This is a genomic window from Komagataeibacter xylinus (genome assembly GCF_004302915.1).
Taxonomy (GTDB): Bacteria; Pseudomonadota; Alphaproteobacteria; order Acetobacterales; family Acetobacteraceae; genus Komagataeibacter; species Komagataeibacter xylinus_C.
Map to the genome: position 1 here is coordinate 26,278 of NZ_QQBI01000019.1, position 24,317 is coordinate 50,594.

Annotated in this window: 22 protein-coding genes and 2 pseudogenes; 15 read left to right on the forward strand and 9 right to left on the reverse strand. The window is 60.6% G+C overall.

All coding sequences use genetic code 11. The features are described 5' to 3' along the window. Window positions 1–49: 49 nt before the first annotated feature. A complete protein-coding gene (locus tag DV027_RS11180) occupies window positions 50–460 on the reverse strand; it encodes a hypothetical protein (RefSeq protein ID WP_130731881.1) in 411 nt (136 codons plus the stop codon). Window positions 461–593: 133 nt separating this feature from the next. Continuing rightward, window positions 594–770 (reverse strand): annotated as a pseudogene (locus tag DV027_RS11185) (plasmid stabilization protein); the annotation flags it as partial. A gap of 346 nt (window positions 771–1,116) precedes the next feature. Between DV027_RS11185 and DV027_RS11190 the strand changes: the two are divergent. Beyond that, window positions 1,117–2,715 carry a B12-binding domain-containing radical SAM protein gene (locus DV027_RS11190; protein ID WP_130731883.1) on the forward strand — a complete coding sequence of 533 codons (1,599 nt, stop codon included), beginning with the start codon at window positions 1,117–1,119 and terminating at the stop codon, window positions 2,713–2,715. A gap of 70 nt (window positions 2,716–2,785) precedes the next feature. Here DV027_RS11190 and DV027_RS11195 read toward each other — a convergent pair whose 3' ends face one another. Beyond that, window positions 2,786–4,081 (reverse strand): DEAD/DEAH box helicase, encoded by a 1,296-nt coding sequence (locus DV027_RS11195; protein ID WP_130731884.1) that lies wholly within the window; start codon window positions 4,079–4,081, stop codon window positions 2,786–2,788. Window positions 4,082–4,346: 265 nt separating this feature from the next. Here DV027_RS11195 and DV027_RS11200 point away from each other — a divergent pair, with 265 nt between their 5' ends. Continuing rightward, a complete protein-coding gene (locus tag DV027_RS11200) occupies window positions 4,347–5,159 on the forward strand; it encodes a class I SAM-dependent methyltransferase (RefSeq protein ID WP_242621860.1) in 813 nt (270 codons plus the stop codon). A 256-nt stretch (window positions 5,160–5,415) separates the two neighbouring features. Here the strand turns inward: DV027_RS11200 and DV027_RS17745 are convergent. Both DV027_RS17745 and DV027_RS11210 read right to left on the reverse strand, forming a co-directional pair. After that, window positions 5,416–5,586 (reverse strand): annotated as a pseudogene (locus DV027_RS17745) (TetR/AcrR family transcriptional regulator); the annotation flags it as partial. Between the two features lie 123 nt (window positions 5,587–5,709). Continuing rightward, window positions 5,710–5,946, reverse strand: coding sequence for a hypothetical protein (locus DV027_RS11210; RefSeq protein ID WP_130731885.1), 237 nt, complete (start codon window positions 5,944–5,946; stop codon window positions 5,710–5,712). 265 nt (window positions 5,947–6,211) lie between these two features. On the opposite strand from DV027_RS11210, the gene DV027_RS11215 reads away from it, so the two are divergent. Then, the gene (locus tag DV027_RS11215; protein WP_130731886.1) at window positions 6,212–6,982 is read left to right on the forward strand and encodes an SDR family oxidoreductase; all 771 of its coding nucleotides are present in this window, start codon (window positions 6,212–6,214) and stop codon (window positions 6,980–6,982) included. 40 nt (window positions 6,983–7,022) lie between these two features. Here DV027_RS11215 and DV027_RS11220 read toward each other — a convergent pair whose 3' ends face one another. Next, window positions 7,023–8,468 carry a helix-turn-helix transcriptional regulator gene (locus tag DV027_RS11220; protein ID WP_130731887.1) on the reverse strand — a complete coding sequence of 482 codons (1,446 nt, stop codon included), beginning with the start codon at window positions 8,466–8,468 and terminating at the stop codon, window positions 7,023–7,025. Between the two features lie 354 nt (window positions 8,469–8,822). On the opposite strand from DV027_RS11220, the gene DV027_RS11225 reads away from it, so the two are divergent. Then, on the forward strand, window positions 8,823–9,731 hold the full coding sequence (locus DV027_RS11225; protein ID WP_130731888.1) for an AMP-binding protein: 909 nt from the start codon (window positions 8,823–8,825) through the stop codon (window positions 9,729–9,731). 211 nt (window positions 9,732–9,942) lie between these two features. On the opposite strand, the gene DV027_RS11230 is transcribed toward DV027_RS11225, so the two are convergent. Next, the gene (locus DV027_RS11230; RefSeq protein ID WP_130731889.1) at window positions 9,943–10,512 is read right to left on the reverse strand and encodes a hydrolase; all 570 of its coding nucleotides are present in this window, start codon (window positions 10,510–10,512) and stop codon (window positions 9,943–9,945) included. A gap of 105 nt (window positions 10,513–10,617) precedes the next feature. On the opposite strand from DV027_RS11230, the gene DV027_RS11235 reads away from it, so the two are divergent. The 10 genes from DV027_RS11235 to fdhD all read left to right on the forward strand — a co-directional run bounded on the left by DV027_RS11235 (window position 10,618) and on the right by fdhD (window position 20,232). Beyond that, window positions 10,618–11,250 (forward strand): TetR/AcrR family transcriptional regulator, encoded by a 633-nt coding sequence (locus DV027_RS11235; RefSeq protein WP_130731906.1) that lies wholly within the window; start codon window positions 10,618–10,620, stop codon window positions 11,248–11,250. A gap of 687 nt (window positions 11,251–11,937) precedes the next feature. Next, window positions 11,938–13,371 carry a cytochrome ubiquinol oxidase subunit I gene (locus DV027_RS11240; RefSeq protein ID WP_130731890.1) on the forward strand — a complete coding sequence of 478 codons (1,434 nt, stop codon included), beginning with the start codon at window positions 11,938–11,940 and terminating at the stop codon, window positions 13,369–13,371. A gap of 3 nt (window positions 13,372–13,374) precedes the next feature. Beyond that, complete coding sequence (cydB, locus tag DV027_RS11245; protein WP_130731891.1) at window positions 13,375–14,394, forward strand: cytochrome d ubiquinol oxidase subunit II; 1,020 nt, start codon at window positions 13,375–13,377, stop codon at window positions 14,392–14,394. Beyond that, complete coding sequence (locus DV027_RS11250) at window positions 14,381–14,530, forward strand: DUF2474 domain-containing protein (protein WP_130731892.1); 150 nt, start codon at window positions 14,381–14,383, stop codon at window positions 14,528–14,530. The genes cydB and DV027_RS11250 overlap by 14 nt, the downstream gene beginning before the upstream one ends. 55 nt (window positions 14,531–14,585) lie before the next feature. Next, window positions 14,586–15,089 (forward strand): nitrate reductase associated protein, encoded by a 504-nt coding sequence (locus tag DV027_RS11255; protein WP_129552069.1) that lies wholly within the window; start codon window positions 14,586–14,588, stop codon window positions 15,087–15,089. A gap of 23 nt (window positions 15,090–15,112) precedes the next feature. Continuing rightward, a complete protein-coding gene (locus tag DV027_RS11260; protein WP_130731893.1) occupies window positions 15,113–17,416 on the forward strand; it encodes an FdhF/YdeP family oxidoreductase in 2,304 nt (767 codons plus the stop codon). 14 nt (window positions 17,417–17,430) lie between these two features. Next, on the forward strand, window positions 17,431–18,486 hold the full coding sequence (gene moaA / locus DV027_RS11265; protein ID WP_130731894.1) for a GTP 3',8-cyclase MoaA: 1,056 nt from the start codon (window positions 17,431–17,433) through the stop codon (window positions 18,484–18,486). A 45-nt stretch (window positions 18,487–18,531) separates the two neighbouring features. Beyond that, a complete protein-coding gene (locus DV027_RS11270) occupies window positions 18,532–19,161 on the forward strand; it encodes an NTP transferase domain-containing protein (RefSeq protein WP_242621861.1) in 630 nt (209 codons plus the stop codon). Between the two features lie 42 nt (window positions 19,162–19,203). Continuing rightward, window positions 19,204–19,329: a hypothetical protein gene (locus tag DV027_RS18085; RefSeq protein ID WP_275101001.1), complete on the forward strand. Its 126-nt coding sequence runs from the start codon at window positions 19,204–19,206 to the stop codon at window positions 19,327–19,329. A gap of 39 nt (window positions 19,330–19,368) precedes the next feature. Beyond that, complete coding sequence (gene fdhD / locus DV027_RS11275) at window positions 19,369–20,232, forward strand: formate dehydrogenase accessory sulfurtransferase FdhD (protein WP_130731896.1); 864 nt, start codon at window positions 19,369–19,371, stop codon at window positions 20,230–20,232. Here fdhD and DV027_RS11280 read toward each other — a convergent pair. Further along, window positions 20,224–21,201 carry an alpha/beta hydrolase gene (locus DV027_RS11280; RefSeq protein ID WP_130731897.1) on the reverse strand — a complete coding sequence of 326 codons (978 nt, stop codon included), beginning with the start codon at window positions 21,199–21,201 and terminating at the stop codon, window positions 20,224–20,226. The genes fdhD and DV027_RS11280 overlap by 9 nt on opposite strands. 267 nt (window positions 21,202–21,468) lie before the next feature. Between DV027_RS11280 and DV027_RS11285 the strand changes: the two genes are divergently transcribed. Continuing rightward, complete coding sequence (locus DV027_RS11285; protein WP_130731898.1) at window positions 21,469–22,365, forward strand: fructose bisphosphate aldolase; 897 nt, start codon at window positions 21,469–21,471, stop codon at window positions 22,363–22,365. 83 nt (window positions 22,366–22,448) lie between these two features. Here the strand turns inward: DV027_RS11285 and DV027_RS11290 are convergent, their stop codons facing one another. Next, on the reverse strand, window positions 22,449–23,930 hold the full coding sequence (locus DV027_RS11290; RefSeq protein ID WP_130731899.1) for a sugar porter family MFS transporter: 1,482 nt from the start codon (window positions 23,928–23,930) through the stop codon (window positions 22,449–22,451). Window positions 23,931–24,317 lie beyond the last annotated feature (387 nt).

The following is a 24,317-nucleotide window of genomic DNA, read 5'->3' on the forward strand; positions in this document are numbered from 1 at the left end:
AACGGCAAAAAGGAAAGAGGGGGAGGCCAGCGCCCGGAACCGCCATGTTTTATTTGCCTGAGAAAGTAAGGACCGGCCCGTATCCGTCTTCCGCATCAGACACGACAATATCGAATTCCTTGCCCGGAAACGCCGCGTGCAGGGCAAGCGCCCAGCATCTTTTCAATAAATGGGCAACAAGGCAGGCATCATGCACGGACATTTTCATGTCATGCCCAAGAATATCATAAACGTGTACATGATTGAGCATGTTCTCCACGTCCTTCATGTTTCCCAGCACCCGCATCCACCGGGCAAAACTGTCCTTTGTAAAATGAATGCCCAGAAACACGCTGCCCTCATATGCCACGAATTCCGGCAAAAGCAGCCGACCTATGGCCAGCACGTCAATGCAGGTGCTGTTATAAGCGATATGGGGTAACCAAGGCGGCTCAAGGGCGGCTGGCAGGCCTTGCCCCACCAGGCCAGTGCGTCAGGCTCGGACCAGTCTCCATTCAGTGGATCCTATCTCTTCATCGCATTTCATCTTTGTTCCGTGCACACACGCAGGCCAGCACGGCACGCGGGGGCGATCCGCCTGAAAGGCGCTTTCAGGCCCCGTTTTTACCCGAACCCTTTTTCTGCCCGCCACCGGTTTCCTTGTTGACCGTAGCCCAGGCACGGCGCGTGGCGTCATCTTTACTGAGCCCGCGCTGCTCGTAGCTTTCCCCGATATGGGCGGCCTGTCGCTTCTGCTTGCCTGTATAGGCGGATTTGTCACCGCGCGGCATGATCCATGCTCCTGTTCATGCGTTTGCCGGGGCTGGGGTGCCGTGGCACATAAGGCCCCATCAGCGTGACAATGCGGGCTCGGGACAAAAGTTTTTCACGGTTGCAAGCAGGGCTGTTACATTTTGAAAGGGGCATATCCGGCATTGCAAAGGCTCTTTTCTCGCTATTGCGGGGCAGGGGGTGTAGAAGCAGGACTTCATCCTGATGGAAGATCTCTATGACGACCGTGTGCCGGACTATCGCCACTTCACCACAACAGGGTTTCCCCATTCCCATGTGCCCCACCCCCGATCGGGGAGGCCGTTGTGATCATGCGAAGGAGGCACGCCAAAGGATTTCATCATAATGACCGATACCTGCAAGGTCTTGATGATCTTCCCGCTTTTCAATGCCAATTCATTCTGGAACTACAAGGAAGCCTGCGACCTGGCGGGCGCGCGCTACCCGGCGGCCCCGCTTGGCCTGGTCACGGTCGCGGCCCTGCTGCCAGAACACTGGGAAATACGGCTGGTCAACCGCAATACCGAAGAGCTGACCGACGCCGATCTTGACTGGGCCGACATGGTCATGACCGGCGGCATGCTGCCACAGCGCAATGATGCGCTGCACATCATCGCGCAGTGCCATGCGCGCGGCAAGCCGGTGGTGGTGGGTGGCCCCGATGTCACGTCGAGCCCGCCGCTTTACAGCGCCGCCAGTTTTCAGGTGCTGGGCGAGGCCGAGGAGATCATGGATGATTTCGTCGCGGCCTGGCGCAGCGGCGCCCGGCAGGGCGTGTTTGAAGCGCCAATGGGCAAGACGGATGTGACAAAAAGCCCATTGCCGCGCTTTGATCTGCTCAAGCTGGACCAGTACCTGCACGTAGGCATCCAGTTTTCACGCGGGTGCCCGTTCAGCTGCGAGTTCTGCGACATTATCGAACTCTATGGCCGGGTGCCGCGCACCAAGACCAACGAGCAGGTCATGGCTGAACTCGATGCCCTTTACGCGCTTGGCTATCGTGGCCATGTCGATTTTGTTGATGACAACCTGATCGGCAATAAAAAGGCGCTCAAGAAATTCCTGCCCGACCTGAAGCAATGGCAGGAGGAAAAGAAATTTCCCTTCGAATTTTCAACCGAGGCCTCCATCAACCTCGCTGACGACGCCGACCTGCTGCGCAGCCTGGCCGATACGAATTTCTTCGCCGTGTTCGTGGGCATCGAAAGCCCGGATACGGACTCGCTGGTGCTGATGCAGAAAAAGCAGAACACCAGGCGCAGCCTGCAGCAGAGCATCGACACGATCCATAAGGCCGGAATTTTCGTGAATGCCGGCTTCATCGTGGGGTTTGACAGCGAGAAGGGCAGCGTCGCCCCGGGCATGATCGAATGCATCGAGGATACCTCGATCCCGGTCTGCATGGTTGGCCTGCTTTACGCATTGCCCACAACCCAGCTGACGCGCCGCCTGCTGGCCGAAGGGCGGCTGTTTTCGGGCAGCGAACAGACCCAGTCGGGCGATCAGTGCACGGCGGGCCTCAATTTCGAGACAAAACGGCCACGACGTGACGTGCTGAGCGACTACAGGACGGTGCTCAAGGCGATTTATGATCCCGTTGCCTATTTTGGCCGGGTGCGCAGGCTGGGCCGCATGCTCGGGCGCAAGCGCAGCCACCGGATGATCAAGGGCGACCTGCGCAGTTTCATGCGGCTTGTGCTGCGCATTCACCGCGCGGGCCCCGGCACGACCGGGCCATTTTGGCGCATGATGCTCGATTGCGCGCTGCATAACCCGCGCGCGCTGCCCTATGTGGTCATGACTAGCGCGCTCTACCTGCATCTTGGGCCGTTTTCGCGGCAGGTTGTCAGCGAGATCGATGGAGAGATCGAGAATGTCGACACGGGCCGCTGGCAGGTGCCGCCGATGCTCAAGCCCGTTCCGGCAGCGCTTGTGCCGGCCTGAGCAGGGCATGGGATAGAAAACTTCCGCTGATTGGCGCGGCGGCTGGCAGAACCACCGCGCCAATGCATCATCAGGCTTTGGCAGCCTTCGCCGCGGCAGCCGCCGCGCGGGCCGCGTTCTTCTCTTCCTCGGTCCAGACCTTGCGCTCGCGTATTTTCGGCGGCTTGACCTTCTTGGCCGGGCCGCCCCCCAGCACGGGGGCACGCATGGTGGAGTTGCGCGCGGCCTCCGAATGCCAGGGGTGGTCGTCCTGCACGTCAAGCGGGCGGCCAATTTCGCGCTCCACGTCATGCAGCCAGGCGCGCTGCTCCGCATCGCACAGCGTTATGGCAAAGCCCGTGCGGCCCGCACGCCCGGTGCGGCCAATGCGGTGGACATAGCTTTCAGGCAGGCTGGGCAGGTCATGGTTGAACACATGCGTTACCGTATCAACATCAATGCCGCGGGCTGCAATGTCGGTGGCCACCAGCACCTGTGCCGCACCACACCGAAAGGCCTCGAGCGCGCGCTCACGCTGCCCCTGTGACTTGTTGCCGTGCAGGGCCTCGGCCGTAATGCCCGCCTCGGTAATGAAGGCGCAGACCTCGTTGGCAATGTTCTTCTGCAGGGTAAAGACCACGGCCTGGCCCATGCCCGGCGTGCGCAGCAGTTCGAGCAGGGCGGCCTTCTTGTCAGCCGCATCGACAAACATGACCGATTGCTCGATCCGCTCCACGGTGGTGGAGGGCGGCGTGATCTCGACCCGGGCCGGGTCGCGCAGCAGGCTCTCGGCCAGCACAGTGATGGATTTGGGCATGGTGGCTGAGAACAGCACGGTCTGCCGTGTTGCGGGCAGGGTTGCGACAATACGCTCGATGGGCTTGGCAAAGCCCATGTCGAGCATCTGGTCCGCCTCATCAAGCACCAGCGCCTCAAGCTGCGACAGGTCGCATGCGCCCTGGGTGATCAGGTCGAGCAACCGCCCCGGTGTGGCCACGATGATGTCCACCCCCTCCCTGAGCGCATTGATCTGGTGAAACGGGCTGACGCCGCCGAAAATCGTCGTAATGCTGGGCTTGAGATGCCGCCCGAAGCCCGTGAACCCATCGGCGATCTGGGAGACAAGTTCGCGCGTGGGGGCCAGCACCAGCACGCGCGCGCCACCTTTGGGGGCAGGGCGCGGGTTCAGGGCAAGGCGATGGAGCAGCGGCAGCGCAAACGAGGCCGTCTTGCCCGTGCCGGTCTGGGCCATGCCCAGCAGGTCGCGGCCTGCGAGCAGCATCGGGATGGACCCGGCCTGGATCGGGGTAGGGTGGGCGTAGCCTTCCTCGGCCAGGGCGCTCAGGAGTTCGGGCGCCAGGGCAAGATCGGCAAAAGTCATGGACATGGTCAAGCAGCGCCTCCGGCGCTCTGTAAAGGCTACGCCTGTTCGGGCTTCGCTTGGTGCGGGAGGGCGGACTATTACGGGGGGCGCCGTGCCACGTCAACGCGGCGCGGCATGTCCGGTGATGGTTTCTGCCCCGGCCTGCGCGCCACGGCCCCCATGCCATGAAAGGTGAACGGGAACGGCGGACGCTGCTGGCCTGCCCGGCACGCGATGTGCTACGCTCAGGGCTGCAACGCCTTACCTGCGAGGATCGGGAAAAATGTCCATGCGGAACGCATTTTACGCCATCGCCTGCCTTTCCCTCGCCGGGCCAGCCATGGCAGCGCCCCCCATTGACCAGCCCCTTCACGACGCGGTGGCAGCCACCACCCGCGACCCCGCTCTGGTCAGCCGCGATAGCGCCCGCCACCCTTACGAACTGCTTTCCTTTTACGGCGTCACGCCACAGGCCACGGTTGTCGAGATCTGGCCCGGCAGTGGCTACTGGACCGAAATCCTCGCCCCGCTGCTGCGAAACCATGGCACCTACTATGCCGCCATGGGTGTTGCTGATGGCACGAAAGTCGAACGTGAATACGCGCACTGGCCCGCTGGCATGCAGGCAAGGATCGACGCGCATCCGGCACTTTATGACCAGATCCGTTACACGCAGTTCGGGCACGGTCACCCTGACCTCGCACCGGCGGGCAGCGCTGATGTTATCCTGACCTTCCGCAATGTTCATAACTGGATGAAGGATAACGATGCACCCGAGTTGCTCGCGGCGGTGCACAAGGCGCTCAGGTCCGGCGGCATCTTTGGCGTGGAAGACCATCGCGCCCGCCCGACCGGCCCGCAGGACCCCGCTGCCAGAAGTGGTTACGTGCGGCAGGATTACGCGATCGCGCTTATTGAGCGGGCGGGGTTCAAACTTGTTGGCACGTCAGAAGTCGCCGCCAACCCCAGGGATACGACCGACTGGCCCAGAGGCGTGTGGACACTGCCCCCCACTTACGCGCTCGGCACTGTCGATCATGCCAGATACCAGGCGATTGGCGAGGGCGACAATTTTGAGTTGAAGTTCCAGAAGGTCGATTAGCAACAGGTCGGCTTCCTGCATGAGTTCCGGCTGCGCCAATTTATGCATACAGGCAGAGAACGCCGTTTCGATCGCGCTTATCTGCCACAAAACCTGCCGGCATGGCTGTCGAATGCCGGTTGATGGATCAGGGTGGGCATGCCTGCATGCGGTAGCATGATCGGGGCTGGCTTCAAACCGTCCTTTCCAGCGGATGAACGTGCGCTCGCCGTCCGTTACCAGGCCTCAGCATGATGGTGGAGCAGTAATTCCAGATCGGCAGGGTTTCGGTCATGGGCGAGGGGATCAGTGCACCCTGCGCCACGGCCCGCTCCACGCAGGCCGCAATATCCTTGCGGCAGCGCGCCCGCCCGGCCACCAGCAGGGCCTGCACGGGCTGGTTCTGTGGCGAGCAGTTGCCCGCACCGAGCACGATCAGGCAGCCGGTGAGGGGCGCGGGTTGCCTGCAGGCCGTTCAAGCCCACACCTGGTGAATGCCATCATCATCCCGCCTGCACGTGGCGCGATAACAGGTTCCATCTACAGGGCGCCGCCGCGACTGGGACAGACGTTATTGTGAAGGCCATTCATCAATCGGCAGGTTGACCATATCATGCGTCCGGTAGCCTTTCTTGCGCACGCGCTGGCTGTCCGCACTATCAGACGGAAACAGTTTACGGGCATCTTCATAGGCGAACATCGCAGCCTTGGCGGCTTTTCTTCGCTCAGCCTCGCTTCTGCTGGTATCCATGGCTTTCGCCATCCAGGCATCGCCCTTGCGTTCGCATTCATTGGCAGGGATCATCATGCAGCCTTTTTCTGATCAGGTCTCCTGCATATCAAATACCTCAAATCTTGCGATCAAATCCAGTCGCCCGGCTGAAATCGTCATTTTCCCTGCTCGCGCCAGTACGAACCGAACCCTGTGCCGCAGGGGCCGAACTGAGCGCGCATGTGACCTGGCCCGCACGCCCGGACGGAGCATTGCCCTGCACCATGACACAAAGATGTGTGAAGCCGTGATGCCCCGGCACTGCCAACGTAGGAGCCCTGATGCACAGGAGAATGCCACAATGCAGGCCAATACGCTTTTTTCACTCACGGGCAGGCGCGCACTGGTTACCGGGGCCTCCCGTGGCATTGGCCTGACCCTGGCGCGGGGGCTGGGCCAGTACGGCGCTGAAATCGTGCTGAACGGCCGCAACCCGGAAGCACTCGAGGCAGCCCGCGCCACGCTCGAACACGAAGGGCTTGATGCCGTGACGGCTGCCTTTGACGTAACGGACCAGGATGCCGTCATCGCAGGCGTGGAAAGAATTGAGCATGAACATGGCCCGATCGACATTCTGATCAACAATGCGGGCATCCAGCGCCGCGCGCCACTCGAGCAGTTCAGCCGGGCGGACTGGGATGCGCTGATCGCGACCAACCTCAACGCCGTTTTCTTTGTGGGGCAGGCCGTGGCACGCCACATGCTGCCGCGTGGGCGCGGCAAGATCGTCAATATCTGTTCGGTGCAGAGTGAACTGGCCCGCCCCGGCATCGCGCCCTATACCGCGACCAAGGGGGCGGTGAGGAACCTGACCAGAGGCATGGCAACGGACTGGGCCCGGCATGGCCTGCAGATCAACGGATTGGCGCCCGGCTATTTCAAAACGGAAATGAACGAAAAACTGGTGGCGGATACAGCCTTCACCCAATGGCTGTGCCAGCGCACGCCGGCCGGGCGCTGGGGGAATGTGGAGGAACTTGTCGGGGCTGCGGTCTTTCTGTCCTCTGACGCATCAAGTTTTGTCAATGGGCATGTGCTTATGGTGGATGGCGGCATAACCGCCTCCGTATAGGTAATACTGGGTCGGTAACATTGGCGTCACGAACGGCGCTTTATAACGCGGTGCGATAAGGGGCGATGCCACGGCCTTCATTGTCAGTATCCACACGATGGCCAACCATAGGCAATGCACGGTGGTGGCAGTTTTCACGCGTGCAGGCACGGCAGCCCGGGCCGATGGGAATGATCATGCGCGGATCATTCAGGTCCAGCCCGGCGGAATAGACAAGGTGCCCGGCATCCGCGATGGAACAGCCCAGAACCACGGCCGCCAGGCGGGGCCGGTCAAGGTAGGATATGTTGTCACGGCCTACCGTGCGCGCCACGTTGAGATAGAGCGCGCCATCCGTCGTGCGTGAAAGCTGGACCTGCACCTGCTGCGGGGTGGTGAACGCACGGAAAACATTCCATAGCGGGCATGGCCCCCCGAAACGGGACTGTGTAAAGCGGTTTGCACTGAAGCTTTTGAGGATATTGCCCGCGATATCTGTCTTGAGGAAATAAAAGGGTATCCCTTCGCTTCCGGGCCGCTGCAGGGTGCTGAGCCGTTGGCAGGCCTGCTCGAAACTGACGCCGAAATGGCGCTGCAGCCGTTCCAGGTCATGACGCACCTCATGTGCGCTTGTCCTGAATCGTTCATAGGGCAGCAGGAGTGCGCCAGCAAAATAATTGGTCAGATAGACGCGTGCCAGCCCCCGGGCCTCGCTTTCACGCAGCCGCGAACGACGGATGATACGGGCGAATATCGCCTGATGCTCGATCTGCCCCAGCGCCTGGGCCATCCAGAACGTGCTGCTTTCCGATGGCGCGATGCGCGAGAGGAAAAGAGTGCGGTTGCGCCGGTCCATGTGCCACATCAGGCCGCGCTGGCTCAGGCCAAGGTCAATCTCGGTGCGGATGCCATGGTGGTCCATGAGGTAGCGCCCGAGCTGCTCGCGGGGGCTGCCCTCATCAAGGCGCATGAGCGCGGCCTGGCGTTCAGCCGTGCGGTCAATTTCATCAAAATAATTACGCTGGGCCTGCACCCAGTCATTGACGGCTTCATATGGCTCCACCCGGTCGGGCGCATCCGGTGTGGTCGTGTCCGGGTGCGGCGCATGCCCGACCAGCGGCACGGCCGCCTGTTCGTGGCGCAGCAGATAGGCGCGGTAGAGCCGGACGAACTGCATGCACAGATCGGGCGCCACGCGCATCGCGGCCTGCATGCTGTCCAGCTTCACTGCGCCCATGTCGAATACGGGGTCGGCCAGTATTTCGCGCAATGCCTGTATGCCGCGCGCCTCTTCAGTATCGCTGAAATAATCCACCCCGACGGAAAATATATCGCATAATGCATTGAGCAGGGGCAGGGGGAGCGGCCTGACGTCATGCTCGATCTGGTTGAGGTAACTGGCGGATATGCCCAGTTGCAGGGCCAGCGCGCTCTGGGTCATGCCCATGCGGGTGCGTTGATGACGGATACGCGATCCGGTGAAGATTTTGGTGGCGGGTTTTTTCATCTTCACAATCTTTGCAAATATCGGCGCGGCGTTCGCTTCTTTAAACGGCAAAATATCTTCCGCCCGCAACCGGGATTTGTCACAGTCCCCATCAGCAGAAACGCACAAGGGCAACACGGATGAACTGCCATGACCGGGCGAAGCCTCCATTGCGGCACAGCCTGCAACATGAACCGTGATGTTCTGCCCCGGTTATCCGCCGTGGCATGAGGCAGACGTAGGTCCGGTCGGGCATAGCGCAGAGGCAGGCATGTCATGCGCCCCGGCATGTAAACCACGTCTGGCCTCTCCTTTAATTGACCGCTGCATCCTGCATTACAGCGTGCAGGCAGCCTGACAACAGGAAACAGGTTCATGACCATCAGGACCGATGAGAATGTTTTCGTCCTGCCCGCTTTCCATGCGCGGCGGCCCTTCGTGCAACTGGCCGGAGGCGGGTTTCCGGCCCGTATGGTCCCATGGCCGGATTATGGCCATCGGGTAATGAATGTCTCCGCGCTATGCGTGGACCGGCATCTGGGCGATCATGCCGAAAAGCCCGCGATACTGTGCGGCAGGGCGCCCGATGGGCATATCGCGTGGCGCGACCTGCATGAACGGGTCTGCCGCCTGGCCAATGCCCTGACCGATCAGGGCGTGCAGCGTGGCGATGTGGTCGCGGTCGACATGCCCCTTATGGTGGAAAGTATCGTGGCCGTGCTGGCCTGCATCCGCATTGGGGCGGTACATGTGCTCATGCCTGAAGGGCTGGATGCACCCGCCCTGGCCGAACGGCTGGCCGATTGTGGCGCCGTGGCCATTGTGGCAGGCGATGGCACAGGTCATGCGCAGCCCAAGGCCATGCTGGACAGGGCCTTGGCCATGATCGGGCTGCATTGCGCGGTCAGGCTGGTGCTGGTTGTGGCTGCCGAGGGCGCGCAACTCCCCATGAAGCCGGGCCGTGACCATTTCTACAATGACGTGGTGGACTGGTACGAGCCTGATTACCCGCCCGCAGTCATGCACCCCGATGCACCCTTCTTTCTGCTGCATGCCGCGGATGGGGCAGGCAGGTTCCGCAGCGTAACCTACACGGCAGGGGAATACAGCCGCCTGCTTATCCGCACGACGGAAATGCTGGTGCCACAGGGCAATGCGGAAATTCCCTACAGCCTGCTCGACATGGCCTGGAAAGCGGGACAGACGGCGCTTGTCGTAAACGCGCTGGCAAAAGGCGCGACCATTACGAACAGTGAGGGAGCCCTGGCACCCAAGGGCCGTTGAGGCGACGGGCTGAAGCCTGTTTCCGGCAAGGCCGCCCCGCAAGGATGATGCCTGAAGGGCGGATGGCCGGATGACAGGCAGCCCGGGCACACTCCGCGTTAGCCTGACGGCAGGCGAACCGCGCCGCGCGGCATGGACATGCCCGCCGGGAAGTGCGCTGGAATGTTATGATCTCGCGCTCTACCGCCTTACAGGGCCGCGCCGCCTGCCGTCAGGATGCGAGATCGATTGCGGTGCTTGTCGTCACATGCCCGAGCCGGGGGAAAATGCAGTCATATGCGAAACGCTGCATCTCTTCGGAAAAGGTGGAGGTGATGTCTTCGGCAAGGACGACGGCATAGCCATGTTCATGCGCCGCGCGGGCGGTGGATTCCACGCCAAGGTTAGTGGAAATGCCACCAATGACCACGGTGGCAATGCCGCGCCGCCGCAACTGAAGGTCGAGATCCGTCCCGTAAAAAGCGCCCCACTGCCGCTTGGTGACATGCAGGTCGCCCGGCTGGGCCAGCCCTTCGGCCAGATCGGTCCAGTCAGGCGCAAAGCCGCCGGGAGGCGGTGCGAATGGCTGGTCGACAGGGGTATGCGGGGCATCGGCAAAATCGGGGGCGAACGCGACATTGACCACAATGACCGGCGCACCGGCGGCACGGAAGCGTGCGGCAAGGGTTTTTGAGCGCTCGACAACCCTCTCACCCGTGTAAGGCGCCAGTTGACGGGAAACGATGCCCTTCTGGAGGTCGATCAGGATCAGTGCGGTCCGGGATGCGGAAAACGATGGCATGGCGGTCTTCTCCTGTTATCAGGCTCCTGTATTCCGGGTCGTTGCCTGGAAGGGCAGGAGTTGATAGAAATTGAGCATATACTCAAACAGGGATACTATTTGAGGATGGACTCAATTACGTCAAGCAAAAAGCGCGCCCCCCTTCAGCCCCGGCGGGCGGTTGGGCGGCAACGTGTGGCCGAACTGCTGGCCGCCGCGTCCGATCTCATCGCGGAACGCGGCTATGATGCGACGACAATGGCGGAAATAGCCGCGCGGGCAGGGGCGAAAATTGGTTCGCTTTACCGCTTCTTTCCCAACAAGGAGGCGATTGCCGAGACGTTGCTGCAACAGCACATGGCAATCCTGCAGGAAGAATATGAAGCGATAGGGCGCCGCGCAGCGGGCCGTTCCCCCAGTGAGCTGGCGGATGGCTTTATTGACCTGATGGCAGGGCTCTATCCCCGCGTGCACTCGCTCCCCGCATTGATGGCCGCCCGCACGGACAGTGCGGCACTCCGTGCAAAGTCACGCGCTCAGGCACTGCCTGGCATAGCGATGGCGCTACGGGCCTGTGCCCCCGGACTGGACCAGAAAACGGCGGATGATATTGCTGCCGTTGTGCTGAACAATATGAAAGTCATGGTCGGCATGATCTATGGGGATGCGCCGACAGCGCCGGGGGCGCCGGATGAACTGCGCTGCATGAACCGGTTATATTTATCTTCCCGGCTTGAACCTTTCCGAAGGGCCGTATGACTGATCCCTGACATTCCCCTGATGGGTTGCGATAATCATGCAGCCCGCATTGAGCGGGGACGCCACGATGCGCGAGAGACATCACGCGGGGTAGGGAGTCTTTCCCCGTCCATATCTGACCTGGGCTGACCCTTTCAGTGCGCCTGTCATCTGTCAGGATCTCCAATGCCCCTGCCGATGACCTTCTGCGCGATCGAGAATAGTTACGTTCTGGCTCCTAACTTCTGGATTTTCTGACCGGAACAAAATCGCAGGATTATATTTTGTGCTGTCATACGGGCGCTCCCATTCAGTTCCGTATACTCAGGAATGCAGGCATGACAGGTCTAGGGAAAAAATCTGCCTCGCCCGCATTATATTCAGAATGAATAACCAGAGCGACCGATGAGACAATCTCTGCCTGAAAACAGGAGATCCCCGCCAAATATCTTATGGTCGGTTCCCAATATTTCCGATCGTCTATATTTGTCCATAACCATACATATCTTATCAATGGTGCGGTTATAAATGCTGTTTATGATCTTATGTATAATCTCTCTTGGACGTCATACGCCTGATTGATCTACTACCTTTTCCACGACACCGGGGCATACAGCGGCTTTTCAGGCCGGTTCATTGCTTACGGGGCCACTATGGCGAGAATTTATTTGTATTTCCTTCTCTCGTCATAAGTTTTGGAAAGTATCGATGCAGTACGCACATGATCCAGCACTCCTTCTGGCGCGCTTTCAGTTCGCCTTTACCGTAGGCGTCCATATCATCTTTCCGGCCTTTTCAATCGGGCTGGCGGCTTATCTGGCGGTTCTGGAAGGGCTGTGGCTCAGGACCGGACGGCCCGTATTCCTTGATCTTTACCGATACTGGATCAAGGTCTTCTCCATTGTCTTTGGCATGGGCGTCGTGTCGGGACTGGTCATGTCGTATGAATTCGGTACCAACTGGTCGGTCTTTTCCAAAAAAGCCGGGCCGATTACCGGCGTGCTCCTGTCCTATGAAGTCATGACCGCCTTTTTCCTCGAGGCAGGCTTCCTCGGCGTCATGCTGTTCGGCATGAACAAGGTGGGGCGCAAACTGCATTTTGCGGCCACATGCTGCGTATCGGTCGGCACCCTGATTTCCATGACATGGATCCTGTCCTCCAATTCATGGATGCAGACGCCGCGTGGTTACACCATCGACCCGGCCACCGGGCGCTTCATGCCGGCGGACTGGCTGGCCATTATCTTCAACCCGTCCTTTCCCTTCCGCCTGGTGCATATGGGGCTGGCGGCCTTCCTGTCGGTGGCCTTCATCGTGGGAGCCACGGGGGCGTGGCATATGCTCAAGGCCCGCAAGGCAGGCAAGATTTCCAGCGAGCCGGTGCGGGTCATGTTCTCCATGGCCATGTGGATGGCGGCGATCGTGGCCCCCTTGCAGATCCTTGCTGGCGATGCGCACGGCCTGAACACGCTCAAATACCAGCCCGCCAAGATTGCGGCGATGGAAGGGGACTGGGTCTCGGAAGATCATGCGCCAGAACTGCTGTTCGGCATTCCCAACATGAAGACCGAGCATACGGATTATGCCATCAGACTGCCGCTGGCCGGATCGCTGATCCTGACGCACAGCCTGAACGGCAAGGTGCCGGGCATGAAGGACTTTCCGCGTGACCAGCGGCCGCCTTCACCGGTCATCTTCTTCTCCTTCCGCATCATGGTGGCCCTTGGCATGCTGATGATGCTGGTCGGATTGTGGTCCCTTTGGTTGCGGCGCAACAGCACGCTGTTCACCAACCCGCTCTTCCATCGTGTTGCGCTGTGCATGGCGCCTGCGGGCTTCCTGGCCCTGCTGTGCGGCTGGATCACGACGGAAGTCGGCCGCCAGCCCTGGACCGTCTATGGCCTGCTGCGCACGTCTGACAGTGTATCGCCGGTTGCCCTGTCCTCCATGGCATTTTCGATGACGGCGTTCGTGGTGGTCTACGTGCTCGTGTTTGGCTCAGGGATGGGTATTCTGGTGCGCATGCTGGGCCGCACCCCGCAGGAAGGCGAGCATGATACTCCGCCATCCCACGCATCCGGGATTCTGGCCACCAGCATGCATCCGGGCGTGATTGATCCCTCTACTGGCAAAGGAGCCTGAGGCATGATGGACTTCGCATACTGGCTCCCCATCATATGGGCCGTCATTCTGGTCGCCGCCATTTCAATCTATGTCGTGCTTGATGGCTTTGACCTTGGCATCGGCATGCTGTTCGCACTCGAACGCCACCCGGACCGCCGCGATGTGATGGTCAACACCATCGCCCCCGTCTGGGATGGCAACGAGACGTGGATGGTGCTGGGCGGGGCCGTGCTGTACGGCGTCTTTCCCGGTGCCTACGCTACCCTGCTGCCCGCCTTCTACCTGCCGATCGTGCTGATGCTGCTGGCCCTGATCTTCCGCGGCGTTGCGTTTGAGTTCCGCATCATGACGCGCGACACGGGACGGGAAGGGATGTGGAATGCCGGCTTCATGGCAGGCTCCGCCATCGCCGCTTTCTGTCAGGGCGCTATCCTCGGCGGCGTGGTGCAGGGCATCAGGGTTGTTGATGGCGCCTTTGCCGGTGGCCCGCTCGACTGGCTGACCCCGTTCAGCATCCTGTGTGGCCTGTCCGTCATGTGTGGTTACGCCCTGCTGGGTGCAACGTGGCTGATCTGGCGCACCACCGGCGTGCTGGAGGAATCCTGCCGCCGCTGGGCCGCCCGGCTGGCCGTGGGCCTGTTCATCGGCATTGTCGCGGTCAGCCTGTGGACACCGCTGCTGCACGCACCTTACCTGCGCCGCTGGACCGACTGGCCCAACATCGCATTCGTTGCCCCCGTGCCGGTTCTGGTAGTCGTGCTGGGAGGGCTGTTTATCATGGGGCTGCGCAGGGGGCATTCGAAGGGGCCGTTCCTGTGCGCGCTGGGCTGGTTTTTCCTGTGCCTGTCCGGTCTGGGCATTACGGTATGGCCCTATGCCGTGCCGCCGGGCCTGACGCTGTGGGATGTATCATCCCCGCCATCGAGCCAGTTCTTCCAGTTGATCGGCACCGCCATCCTGCTGCCGATCATCCTGACCTACACGATCTATTCCTACCACGTCTTTCGCGGAAAGGTGACGGAAACCGATGGGTATCACTGAGATTGTCCGCGGCAATGGCGACGAGGCACCCCCACGCACCGGCGTGCGGATCGCATGGTTCATTGCGATCTGGTCACTGAGCACCGGCGCATTTTTCGGGGTGGCGTCGCTGCTGCACCTGATCGTTCCCCGATAAAGCGGGTGGCATGGCCGCCCGACATTTCCTTCCCTCCAATACGGGATCTGGTCCAATGCTTTTTGATTTTGAACGTGACTTTGCTGGTTCTTTGCGGTGCATTCCCATGATCGCGCGGCAGAAGCTTGATATTGTCGGCATCAAACTGAGCCTGCGCCAGTGGAGCCGGTTTACGCGCGAGGAACGGGGCCAGCTTGCCGACCTGCCATGCGAGACCGCGCCCGAACAGGCCGCCTACCGCGAACTGGTCGCCCATCTGATCGCAACCCGCAGTGACGAGCCGCTGCGCCCGCTTGCCGTGCGCGGACTGGAAGACTGGCGCGAAGAAGGCCGAATGCCCGAGGCAGTCAGGATACAGGCACAGGCTGATGGCATAGCGCCACCCACGGCGCGGCAATGGGCCAGCCTGCTGCCACTCCAGCGGTTTGCGCTGGTGAAGCTGGCCCGCTCGAAGCATGAGAATGAAAACTTCGTGCCAGCGATGCGGGAGTTCGGCCTGCTGCAACAGCATGCCGGGGTGCTGCATGATGCGGGTGCCCACACACGCCTGCCCAACTGAATGAAGCCGAGAGGGCCGAGATCATGAGCAACGAAAAAACGCCGGAATACAAACCCTATCACCATCCGGCAGGCGGGTGGGGTGCGGCCGGGGCCACCGCAAAAGTGCTGATGGAACAGAGCGTGCTGGTCAAGGGCTCACGCGGGCTGCTGGCCATGAACCAGCCGGGTGGCTTCAAGTGCCCCAGTTGCGCATTTCCTGACCCCGACCATCGCAAGACACTGGAGTTCTGTGAAAACGGGGCCAAGGCGCTGGCGCATGAAGTCACAAAGGGACGTGTGACGCGCGAGTTCTTTGAAAAATACACCGTCACCGAACTGATGCAGCAGAGCGATTACTGGCTGGAAATGCAGGGCCGCCTGACCGAGCCAATGCGTTACGACGCGGAAAGTGATCGCTACGTGCCTGTGGCGTGGGATGACGCCTTCGCCCTGATCGGCCAGCACCTGCGCGCTCTCGACAGCCCGCATCAGGCCGAGTTTTATACATCCGGCCGCACGGCGAACGAGACCGCTTTCCTGTATTCGATATTCGTGCGTGAATTCGGCACCAACAATTTCCCCGACTGCTCGAACATGTGCCACGAGCCGACCAGCCGTGGCCTGCCGCCCGTCATCGGCATTGGCAAGGGCACGATCGTCATGGGCGATTTCGAGCATGCCGAGGCAATCTTCGTGGTGGGGCAGAATACCGGCACCAATTCGCCGCGCATGATGACCAACCTGGTCGAAGCCCGCAAGCGCGGCGTGCCGATCGTGCTGATCAACCCGATGCCCGAGCGCGCGCTGATCCGCTTTACGGAGCCGCAGGATGTGCTGCAGATGGGCACATTCGGCTCGACCCCCATTTCCAGCGAATTCGTGCATGTGCGCATTGGTGGCGACCTCGCCATCTTCAAGGGCATGATGAAGGCGCTGTTTGAGGCGGAAGCACGCGGCGAGAAAGTGCTGGACCTTGACTTCATCCATGAACACACCGCCGGGCTGGATGCCCTGCGTGATGATGTGATGGGCTGTAGCTGGGACGAGATTACCCGCATCTCGGGCATAACCGAGGCACAGATCCGCAAGATCGCTGATATCTACATGAAATCCAATGCCACGATCATCTGTTACGGCATGGGTCTGACACAGCATCAGGAAGGATCGCGCCTGATCCAGCAGGTGGCGAACCTGCTGCTGCTGCGCGGCAATTTCGGCAAGCCCGGTGCTGGCATCGCGCCAATCCGTGGCCACTCCAACGTGCAGGGCGACCGCACGGTGGGCATTGATGAAAAACCGACTCAGGCCTATCTGGACCGCGTGCGCGATGTGTTCGGCTTTGAACCGCCGCGCGAACACGGGCACCATGTGCTCGAAGCGGTCGAGGCCATGGAAGCGGGTACCGCCAAGGTATTCTTCGGCATGGGCGGCAATTTCATCCGCGCCGTGCCCGATACGGACCGCTCCTATGCCGCCATGCGCAACCTCAACCTGACGGTTGGCGTGGCGACAAAGCTGAACCGGGGGCATCTGGTGCATGGCAAGGATGCGCTGCTCCTGCCGGTTGTTGCCCGCTCGGAAATCATCCGCACGCAGGCAGGCGAGCAGTTCGTGACCATTGAGGATGCGATGGCGAATGTGACGGCTTCACGCGGCGTGTTCGAACCCGTGAGCGAGCACGTACTGCCGGAGACCGAGATTGTGTGCCGCATGGCCATGGCGGCACTGCCCAACTCCCGCACGCCATGGGCGGATTACATGGTCGATTATAACCTGATCCGGGACAGGATCGCCGACGTCTATCCTGAAATCTATGCGGATTTTTCCGAAAAGATCAAAGACCCGCATGGTTTTCACCTCGATATCCCGCCCCGTCGCCGCGTGTGGAAAACACCCAATGGCAAGGCGAATTTCCTCGTGCTGCCGGGGCTGGAAGTCGATGTACCGGTCAAGGATCCGGCCATGCTGCGTCTGGCCACCATCCGTTCGCATGACCAGTATAATACGACCATCTACAGCAACAGCGACCGTTACCGTGGCGTGTACAACACCCGCCTTGTCGTGTTCATGAACAGGGACGACATGGCCGAACGCGGTCTGGCGAACGGGGATGTAATTGGCCTTGAAACCTACAGTGATGACGGGATCAGGCGCTATGTCGATGGCCTGAACGTGCTTGACTATCCTATGCCGCGCGGCGCCATAGCCGGATACTACCCGGAACTGAATCCGCTGCTGCCACTGGACTATTTTGACGAGATCAGTGGAACGCCTGCGGCCAAATCCATCCCGGTCAGGGTTGTGGAAAGTGTTGCATCCGCACCGCCCATCCGGATTGCGGGCTGACAGGGCCGGCGGTCATGGATCACGCTCAGAACAGTGCCGTGCCGCCTGTCGACCAGCTTGGCCGCCCGCTGCGCGACCTACGCATTTCGGTCATGGACCGCTGCAACTTCCGGTGCCCCTACTGCATGCCCGAAGCCACCTACCACGAGGGCTTCCGGTTCCTGGGGCCGAAGGAACGGCTGGATTTTGACGAGATCGAACGGGTCGCGCGCATGGCCGCCGCACTGGGGGTGACCAAAATACGGCTGACCGGCGGGGAGCCTCTCCTGCGGCCGGGCCTGCCTGACCTGGTCCGCCGCCTGAGCGCCCTGCCGGGCATTGAGGATGTGGCGCTGACAACCAATGGCGTGCTGCTGCCGCGCTTCGCGCCAGCCTTGCGTCAGGCGGGGCTGCGGCGCGTGACGGTCAGCCTCGACAGTCTGGACCCGGTCGTATTCGCCCATATGAGCGGCGGCAGGGGTGACCTCCCTGCCGTGCTGAAGGGCATCGATGCTGTATGTGCCGCAGGCTTTGAAGGCGGCGTCAAGATCAACACCGTGGTCCAGCGTGGCGTGAATGATGCGGGCGTGCCGGATATTCTGGCACGCTTTCGCAATACCGGTGTAACGGTCCGGCTTATTGAATACATGGACGTGGGCAATCGCAACGGGTGGGCGCGCGGCGATGTCGTGCCCTCCAGCGAACTGCGTGCCCGCATTGCCGCACTCTGGCCCCTTGAAGCGCTGCCGCCCCGCTATCGCGGCGAGGTGGCGCGTCGTTACCGCTACGTCGATGGGGCAGGGGAGATCGGGTTCGTCTCGTCCGTCAGCGCGCCATTTTGTGGTGCATGCTCCCGCGCGCGCCTGTCTTCCGACGGCAAGCTTTACACCTGCCTTTTCGCAACAACCGGCACGGACCTGCGCACGCTCCTGCGTGCAAATGCCGGTGATGGGGGAAGTGATGAGCGGCTGCGTGCAACCCTCTCACAGGTCTGGCGCCACCGGGCGAATCGCTATAGCGAGGAGCGCACGCTCTCGGCAGGCAGGAAATCCGACCCGGAAAAAATCGAAATGCATTATATTGGGGGATGACGTGAGCTTCATGTGCACATCCCAGGATTCACTGGGGCGCAGGCCATGACGGCGTTCCTGTATGGGCTGGTCCTGGCCGGTGGCGAAAGTCGCCGCATGGGGCAGGACAAGGCGGCATTGCCTTATGATGGCCGCCCGCAGCTTGCCCGTGCTTTTGACCTCGTGCAGCGGCATGCAGGGCGCTGTTTTGTCTCGATCCGTCCCGATCAGCAGCCTGACCCACTCCGGGCGTCCTATCCCTGCATCATGGACAGGCGGGAGATCATGGACAGGCTCGGCGGCGGGCCAATGGTTGGCGTGCTGTCCGCTCATGTAGCTTACCCAGAAGCAGCCTGGCTCGTCGTTGCCTGTGACCTGCCGATGCTGGACGACACAACGCTTGCCGCCCTTGTGCAGGAACGCAATGCGGCTCTGGCCGCCACGGCCTATGTGAGTGAAAGCGACGGACTGCCCGAGCCACTCTGCACGATATGGGAACCTGCTACGCTGGCCGCCCTGAACAGGCAGGCAGCAAGGCAGAAAATTCGACCGCGCCAGATGCTCACCGGTTCAACGGTCCGTCTCCTTGAAGTAAAGAAAGCAGGCGCGCTGGAAAACGTAAATGCACCTGATGAACGCGACCGGGCATTGAAGCGCCTTGGATGTGCAGGGCAGGAAGTAAAATGCTCGGTATAAAGTTAGAGTATTTCATCCAGCCTCAGGATGGAGCCGCGCTGCATGATGAACACGGCTTTCAGTGCCTGCCATGACATTACCGATAAGACCAAGCCCCGCATCCCGGCCTGGAAAACCGAGCATGACGCGGGCACCGTGAGTGCGAAAGTGCCGTGCCCCACACCCTGACCATTGAACCGTGCCCACCGCATGCCCGAGGCTACCGTCATGTCCGCCCTTTTTTACCCGTTAGATGTTAGCGCCCTGTCCCGTCCGGATGAGAAATTCAGCCTGAACGTGGCGGAAGAAGTGCCGGTCAGCCTCATGTTCAACGGAATTTTTCCATACGGCACGATGATGATGACGCCTGCGGACCTGGAGGATTTCGCCTATGGATACTGTATGACCGAACAGATCGTAGGCTCTGTTGCAGATATCCGCTCGGTGAACATCTTAACAGCAGAAGACGGGCTGACCCTTGATATTTTTATAAAGGGCAGCGCGCTGACGCAGCTCATGCGCCGTAATGTGCGCATGCAGACCGGCCATTCGAGTTGTGGCATATGCGGCAGCGGGACCGTACCGGAATATGACGCTGTAGCAGCCGCCCCGTTGGGGGAGGGACCGCGCCTGCCGGTAACGGCAATACGCAAGGCATTGCATGAACTGCGCACGTGGCAGACGCTGAACGCGGCGACACGGATGGTGCATGCAGCCGCATGGGCAGATGATAACGGCAGTATTCACATGATCAGGGAGGATGTAGGCCGGCACAATGCGCTGGACAAGCTGATCGGTGCGCGCGCCCGCCACCCCGAAGCGTTCCATGAAGGCTTCTGCCTGCTGACAAGCCGTTATTCATTCGAGATGGCGCTCAAGACCGTGCGGGCAGGCATCGCCATCGTGGTCGCGATTTCTGCCCCGACATATCGTGCCTTCCGTACCGCTGAAAAGATGAACCAGACCCTGATCGCCATTGCACGCCGGGATGAGCAGACACTGTTTTGCGGTGGAAACCGCCTTGTCGGTTTCGGGGCAGGCATGCAGCATCTGAACCACACGCCGGGCGCCCCGAAAAACCCGTCAGTTTGAATTTTCAGGCAATCCTTGGGAAATAACGCGTTTCAGGGCAGTGAAATAAGAGTCCCTGAATTGTGTGCTCATCGGTGCGTCGGGAATGAACACGTCAAAGACGTGATAGGCACCGGGAATGACACAGACCTCCGTCGGCACGCCAGCAGCCATCAGGCGCCGGGCATATTCCAGATCCTCGTCCAGAAACAGGTCCAGGGAGCCTACGCCAATATAGGCAGGGGGCAGTCCCGTCAGGTCCGTTGCGCGAAAGGCCGCGGCATATTCTGAAATGCCTGCACTCCCGGGCGTTTTGCCAAGATAGGCGTTCCATGCGTAATGATTGGCGGAACGCGTCCAGATATATTCGCCCAGGGCGGGCGATGGCATGAGTGTTGTGCCGGTCCGGTCATCCAGCATGGGATAAATCAGGAGCTGGAACAGGATCTTGATTTCCGCCCGATCGCGTGCCAGCAGGGCAAGGCAGGCTGTCAGGCCGCCGCCTGCGCTATCTCCTCCAATAATCAGGCGGTTTCGGTCAATTCCCAGATCGGCTGCGTGGTCATGTGCCCATTTCAGGGCGGCATAGCAGTCCTCGATTGCCGCAGGGTAGGGGGCTTCTGGTGCCAGACGGTAATCAACCGAAAAAATCACCAGCCCCAGTTCGCTGACCATCTGCCGGCAGCGTGCATCATCAACCTCCGGTGTGCCGCTTACGATCCCGCCACTATGGATATAGACCAGCGCAGGGGCATTCGGGTGGCTGGCCACGGGCCTGTAGGTCACGACCGGAACGGCAGGCGCGCCGTCGGGGCCGGGCACGCGGCCTTCCTCAACCATGACATCAGGATATTCGGCAACCCTGACGCTGCGGATGGCGGCAATGAATGCCTTGCGGGTCTCGCCCAGTGTCTCATCCGCAAGGCCATCAAAGGAAGGCAGGACTTTCAGGGCCGCGCGAAATTCCGGGGCGACGGGATTGTGAGGCATGACAGTTTCTCCGCATTATCTTTCCCTCACGATAGAAGGCATCGGGCCAGAAGCCTCATCACGTCCAACTGATTGAACGGAAAGTGTTATTCACGGAATTCAGGCTGATGGACCCGGACATGCCGGCGTATGCTGGCATGCGTTTCTTGTATTTATTTTTATTCACCCATATTTTATCCTGCTGATCAATCAGGGTAGCCGGAATCATATATGGTAAGCACTCATCACCACGACCACATATAAATACAAAGCATAGGACAAATAAAAATGCCTGTTGATCAGATGCACAAGAGCATGTCGGAAAATGCGGGCTTCATCGCGGCCCTGGACCAGAGCGGGGGGTCCACGCCGGGCGCGCTGCGACATTACGGCATACCTGACAGCGCCTACAGCACCGATGCCCAGATGTTTGCGCTTATGCATGAAATGCGGGTCAGGGTCATGACCGCCCCGGCCTTTACGGGCAAGAAGATCCTCGCCGCCATCCTGTTCGAGCAGACCATGAACGGACTGGTCAACGACACGCCCGTGCCCACCTACCTGTGGAAGGAAAAGGGGGTTGTCCCGTTCCTGAAGGTGGACAAGGGGCTGGAGCCTGAAGCAGGCGGCGTGCAGGTGATGAAGCCAATCCCCACCCTTGAAGCCATGCTGGAGCAGGCGGTCAGCAAGGGCATTTACGGCACGAAGGCCCGCTCGGTCATCCGCCTGCCCGAGCGCGAGGGCATTGCCGCCATCGTAAAGCAGCAGTTCACCCTGGCCGAGCAGGTCGCGGCACGTGGTCTTGTTCCCATCATGGAACCCGAGGTCCTGATCAAAAGCCCGGACAAGGCGGGGGCGGAAACGCTGCTGCATGATGAACTGCACCGTGGGCTGGATGCGCTGCCGGGTGACTATCAGGTGATGATCAAGGTCTCGATCCCTGAAAAGGCTGATCTTTACCTTGACCTGATCAGGCACCCCCGCGTGCAGCGCGTGGTGGCACTGTCCGGCGGGTATCCGCGTGATGAAGCCTGCCAGCGACTGGCAGCCAACCACGGCATGATCGCCAGTTTCTCGCGCGCGCTGCTGCAGGACCTGCGCTACACCATGACGGATGCGGAATTCGATGCCGCCCTCGCAAAATCCATCGAACAGATATTCAAGGCCTCGACGCAGAAGGCCTGATGCCCGGCCTTCTCCATCTCAGGCAAAAAAAACGGCTTCCGGTTCACTCCGGAAGCCGTTTTTTGTTCCCCTGCCTCTCCGTTTCAGGCCGATGGGCGCGTGGATGCCTTTCCGTCCTGCGGCATGGAACGCGCGCCCAGCTCACGCAGCGGCCAGCCCGCAAGCAGGTGGGATTCAATGTCCTCCAGTGAAACCCCTTTCGTTTCCGGCACATAAAACAGCGTGATGGCGATAAACAGGGCATTCATGCCAGCAAACAGCCAGAAGGTATGGGCTTCCCCCAATGTATCAAGCACGCTGAGGAATGTATTGCTGACCGCCCAGTTGGTTGCCCAGTTGGTAAAGGTGGAGCAGACAATGCCAAAGTCACGACCGCGCAGGGGCTGGATCTCGGCGCATAATGTCCAGACCAGTGGCCCGGCGCCAATGGCGAACCCCAGCACAAACACCAGCAGCGACCCGACCATGGCGATCTGGGCTGTCGTGTCATGGCCACCATATTCAACCAGGCCACCTGCTAGCAGCATGCTGCCTGTCATGATGGCGCAGCTGAGCAGCAGCAGTGGCCGCCGGCCCCAGCGGTCAACCGTCACGATCGCGACGCACGTGGCGACAAGGTTGATCAGGCCGATCAGCGCCGTGGCCCAGCCTGCGGCGGATGCGCCAAAATCGGCGGCCTGAAAGACTTTGGGGGCATAATACATCAGCACATTGATGCCGGTCAGCTGCTGCATGATCTGCAATACGATGCCCAACCCGACCGAGCGGCGGAAGTTGGCGTTGTTGCGGAAAAACGAAAATCCCTCCGACCGGCCCCGGGTCAGTTCCGTGGCAATATCGGATATTTCCCGGTCCGCCTGCTGCGGGCTTGGCCGCAGGTAGCGCATCACCGTGCGGGCACGCAGCTTTTCCCCCCGCATCATGAGCCAGCGTGGACTATCGGGCAGGAACAGGCAGCCGATGAGGAAGACGGTCGCGGGCACTGTCATGAGTCCCAGCATCCACCGCCAGTGCGCGCCATTCGCCAGCACCCCATCGGTTACGTAGGACAGGAAGATGCCGCCCGTCATCATCAGCTGGTAACACGCGATCATCGACCCGCGCTGCGCCACTGCCGAGACTTCCGATATGTAGAGCGGTGCGGTAAAGGCGGCGATCCCCACCGCGAAGCCCAGAAAAATCCGACCGATGATGAGCACCGTGACGGAGGGGGCCAGCGCGCTGATCAGGGACCCGGCCAGAAAAAGGATGGACGACCCCAGCAGCGCGCGCCTGCGCCCAAAGCGGAAAGAGATCGTTCCCGCAATCAGCGACCCCACGGCCGCCGCCGCCATCATGGAGGAGACGATCCATTCCTGCGTGCGTGGCGATGCATTGAAGTCCGTGCCGATAAAGCGCAGCGCGCCCGCGATCACCCCGGTATCCAGCCCGAACATGAGACCGGCAAGGGCCGCCAGCACCCCCACCACAATGGCATGCCCTGTCGTTGGCGCGGCAGGAGAGGGGGCGTGCGCCTGCGGGCGGGCATGTGTCATGGCGCGGGGAACCTGATCTTCTTCGGGCATGCGTGACACCTTGTTCTTGTTATTTATTGGGATGCGGCTGTTCCGCTACATGATTGACGGGAAAGGTCCGGCCCGGCCATCATGAACAACCGGGTCATTACAGACGCTGACATGCATGTATCAATGCATGGATTGCCCCCTGCTGAACAACAGATATGAACCCGCTCGCCAACATTTTTCTGTGACCCGGATATCTAAAATTTTTATATAAATCTAAGAAAATCCTGATAATGGCGACAAAAGGCCAATCGTCATACCTGATAGCCGTCACTTTCAGTGCGATGGACAGGAAAATGCCCCACGGAAGGGTATCCGGAACGTGTTATGAGCAATCCGTATTTCAGATATAAGTAACAGAATCGGCACCAGCATAAGAATCATTTTACG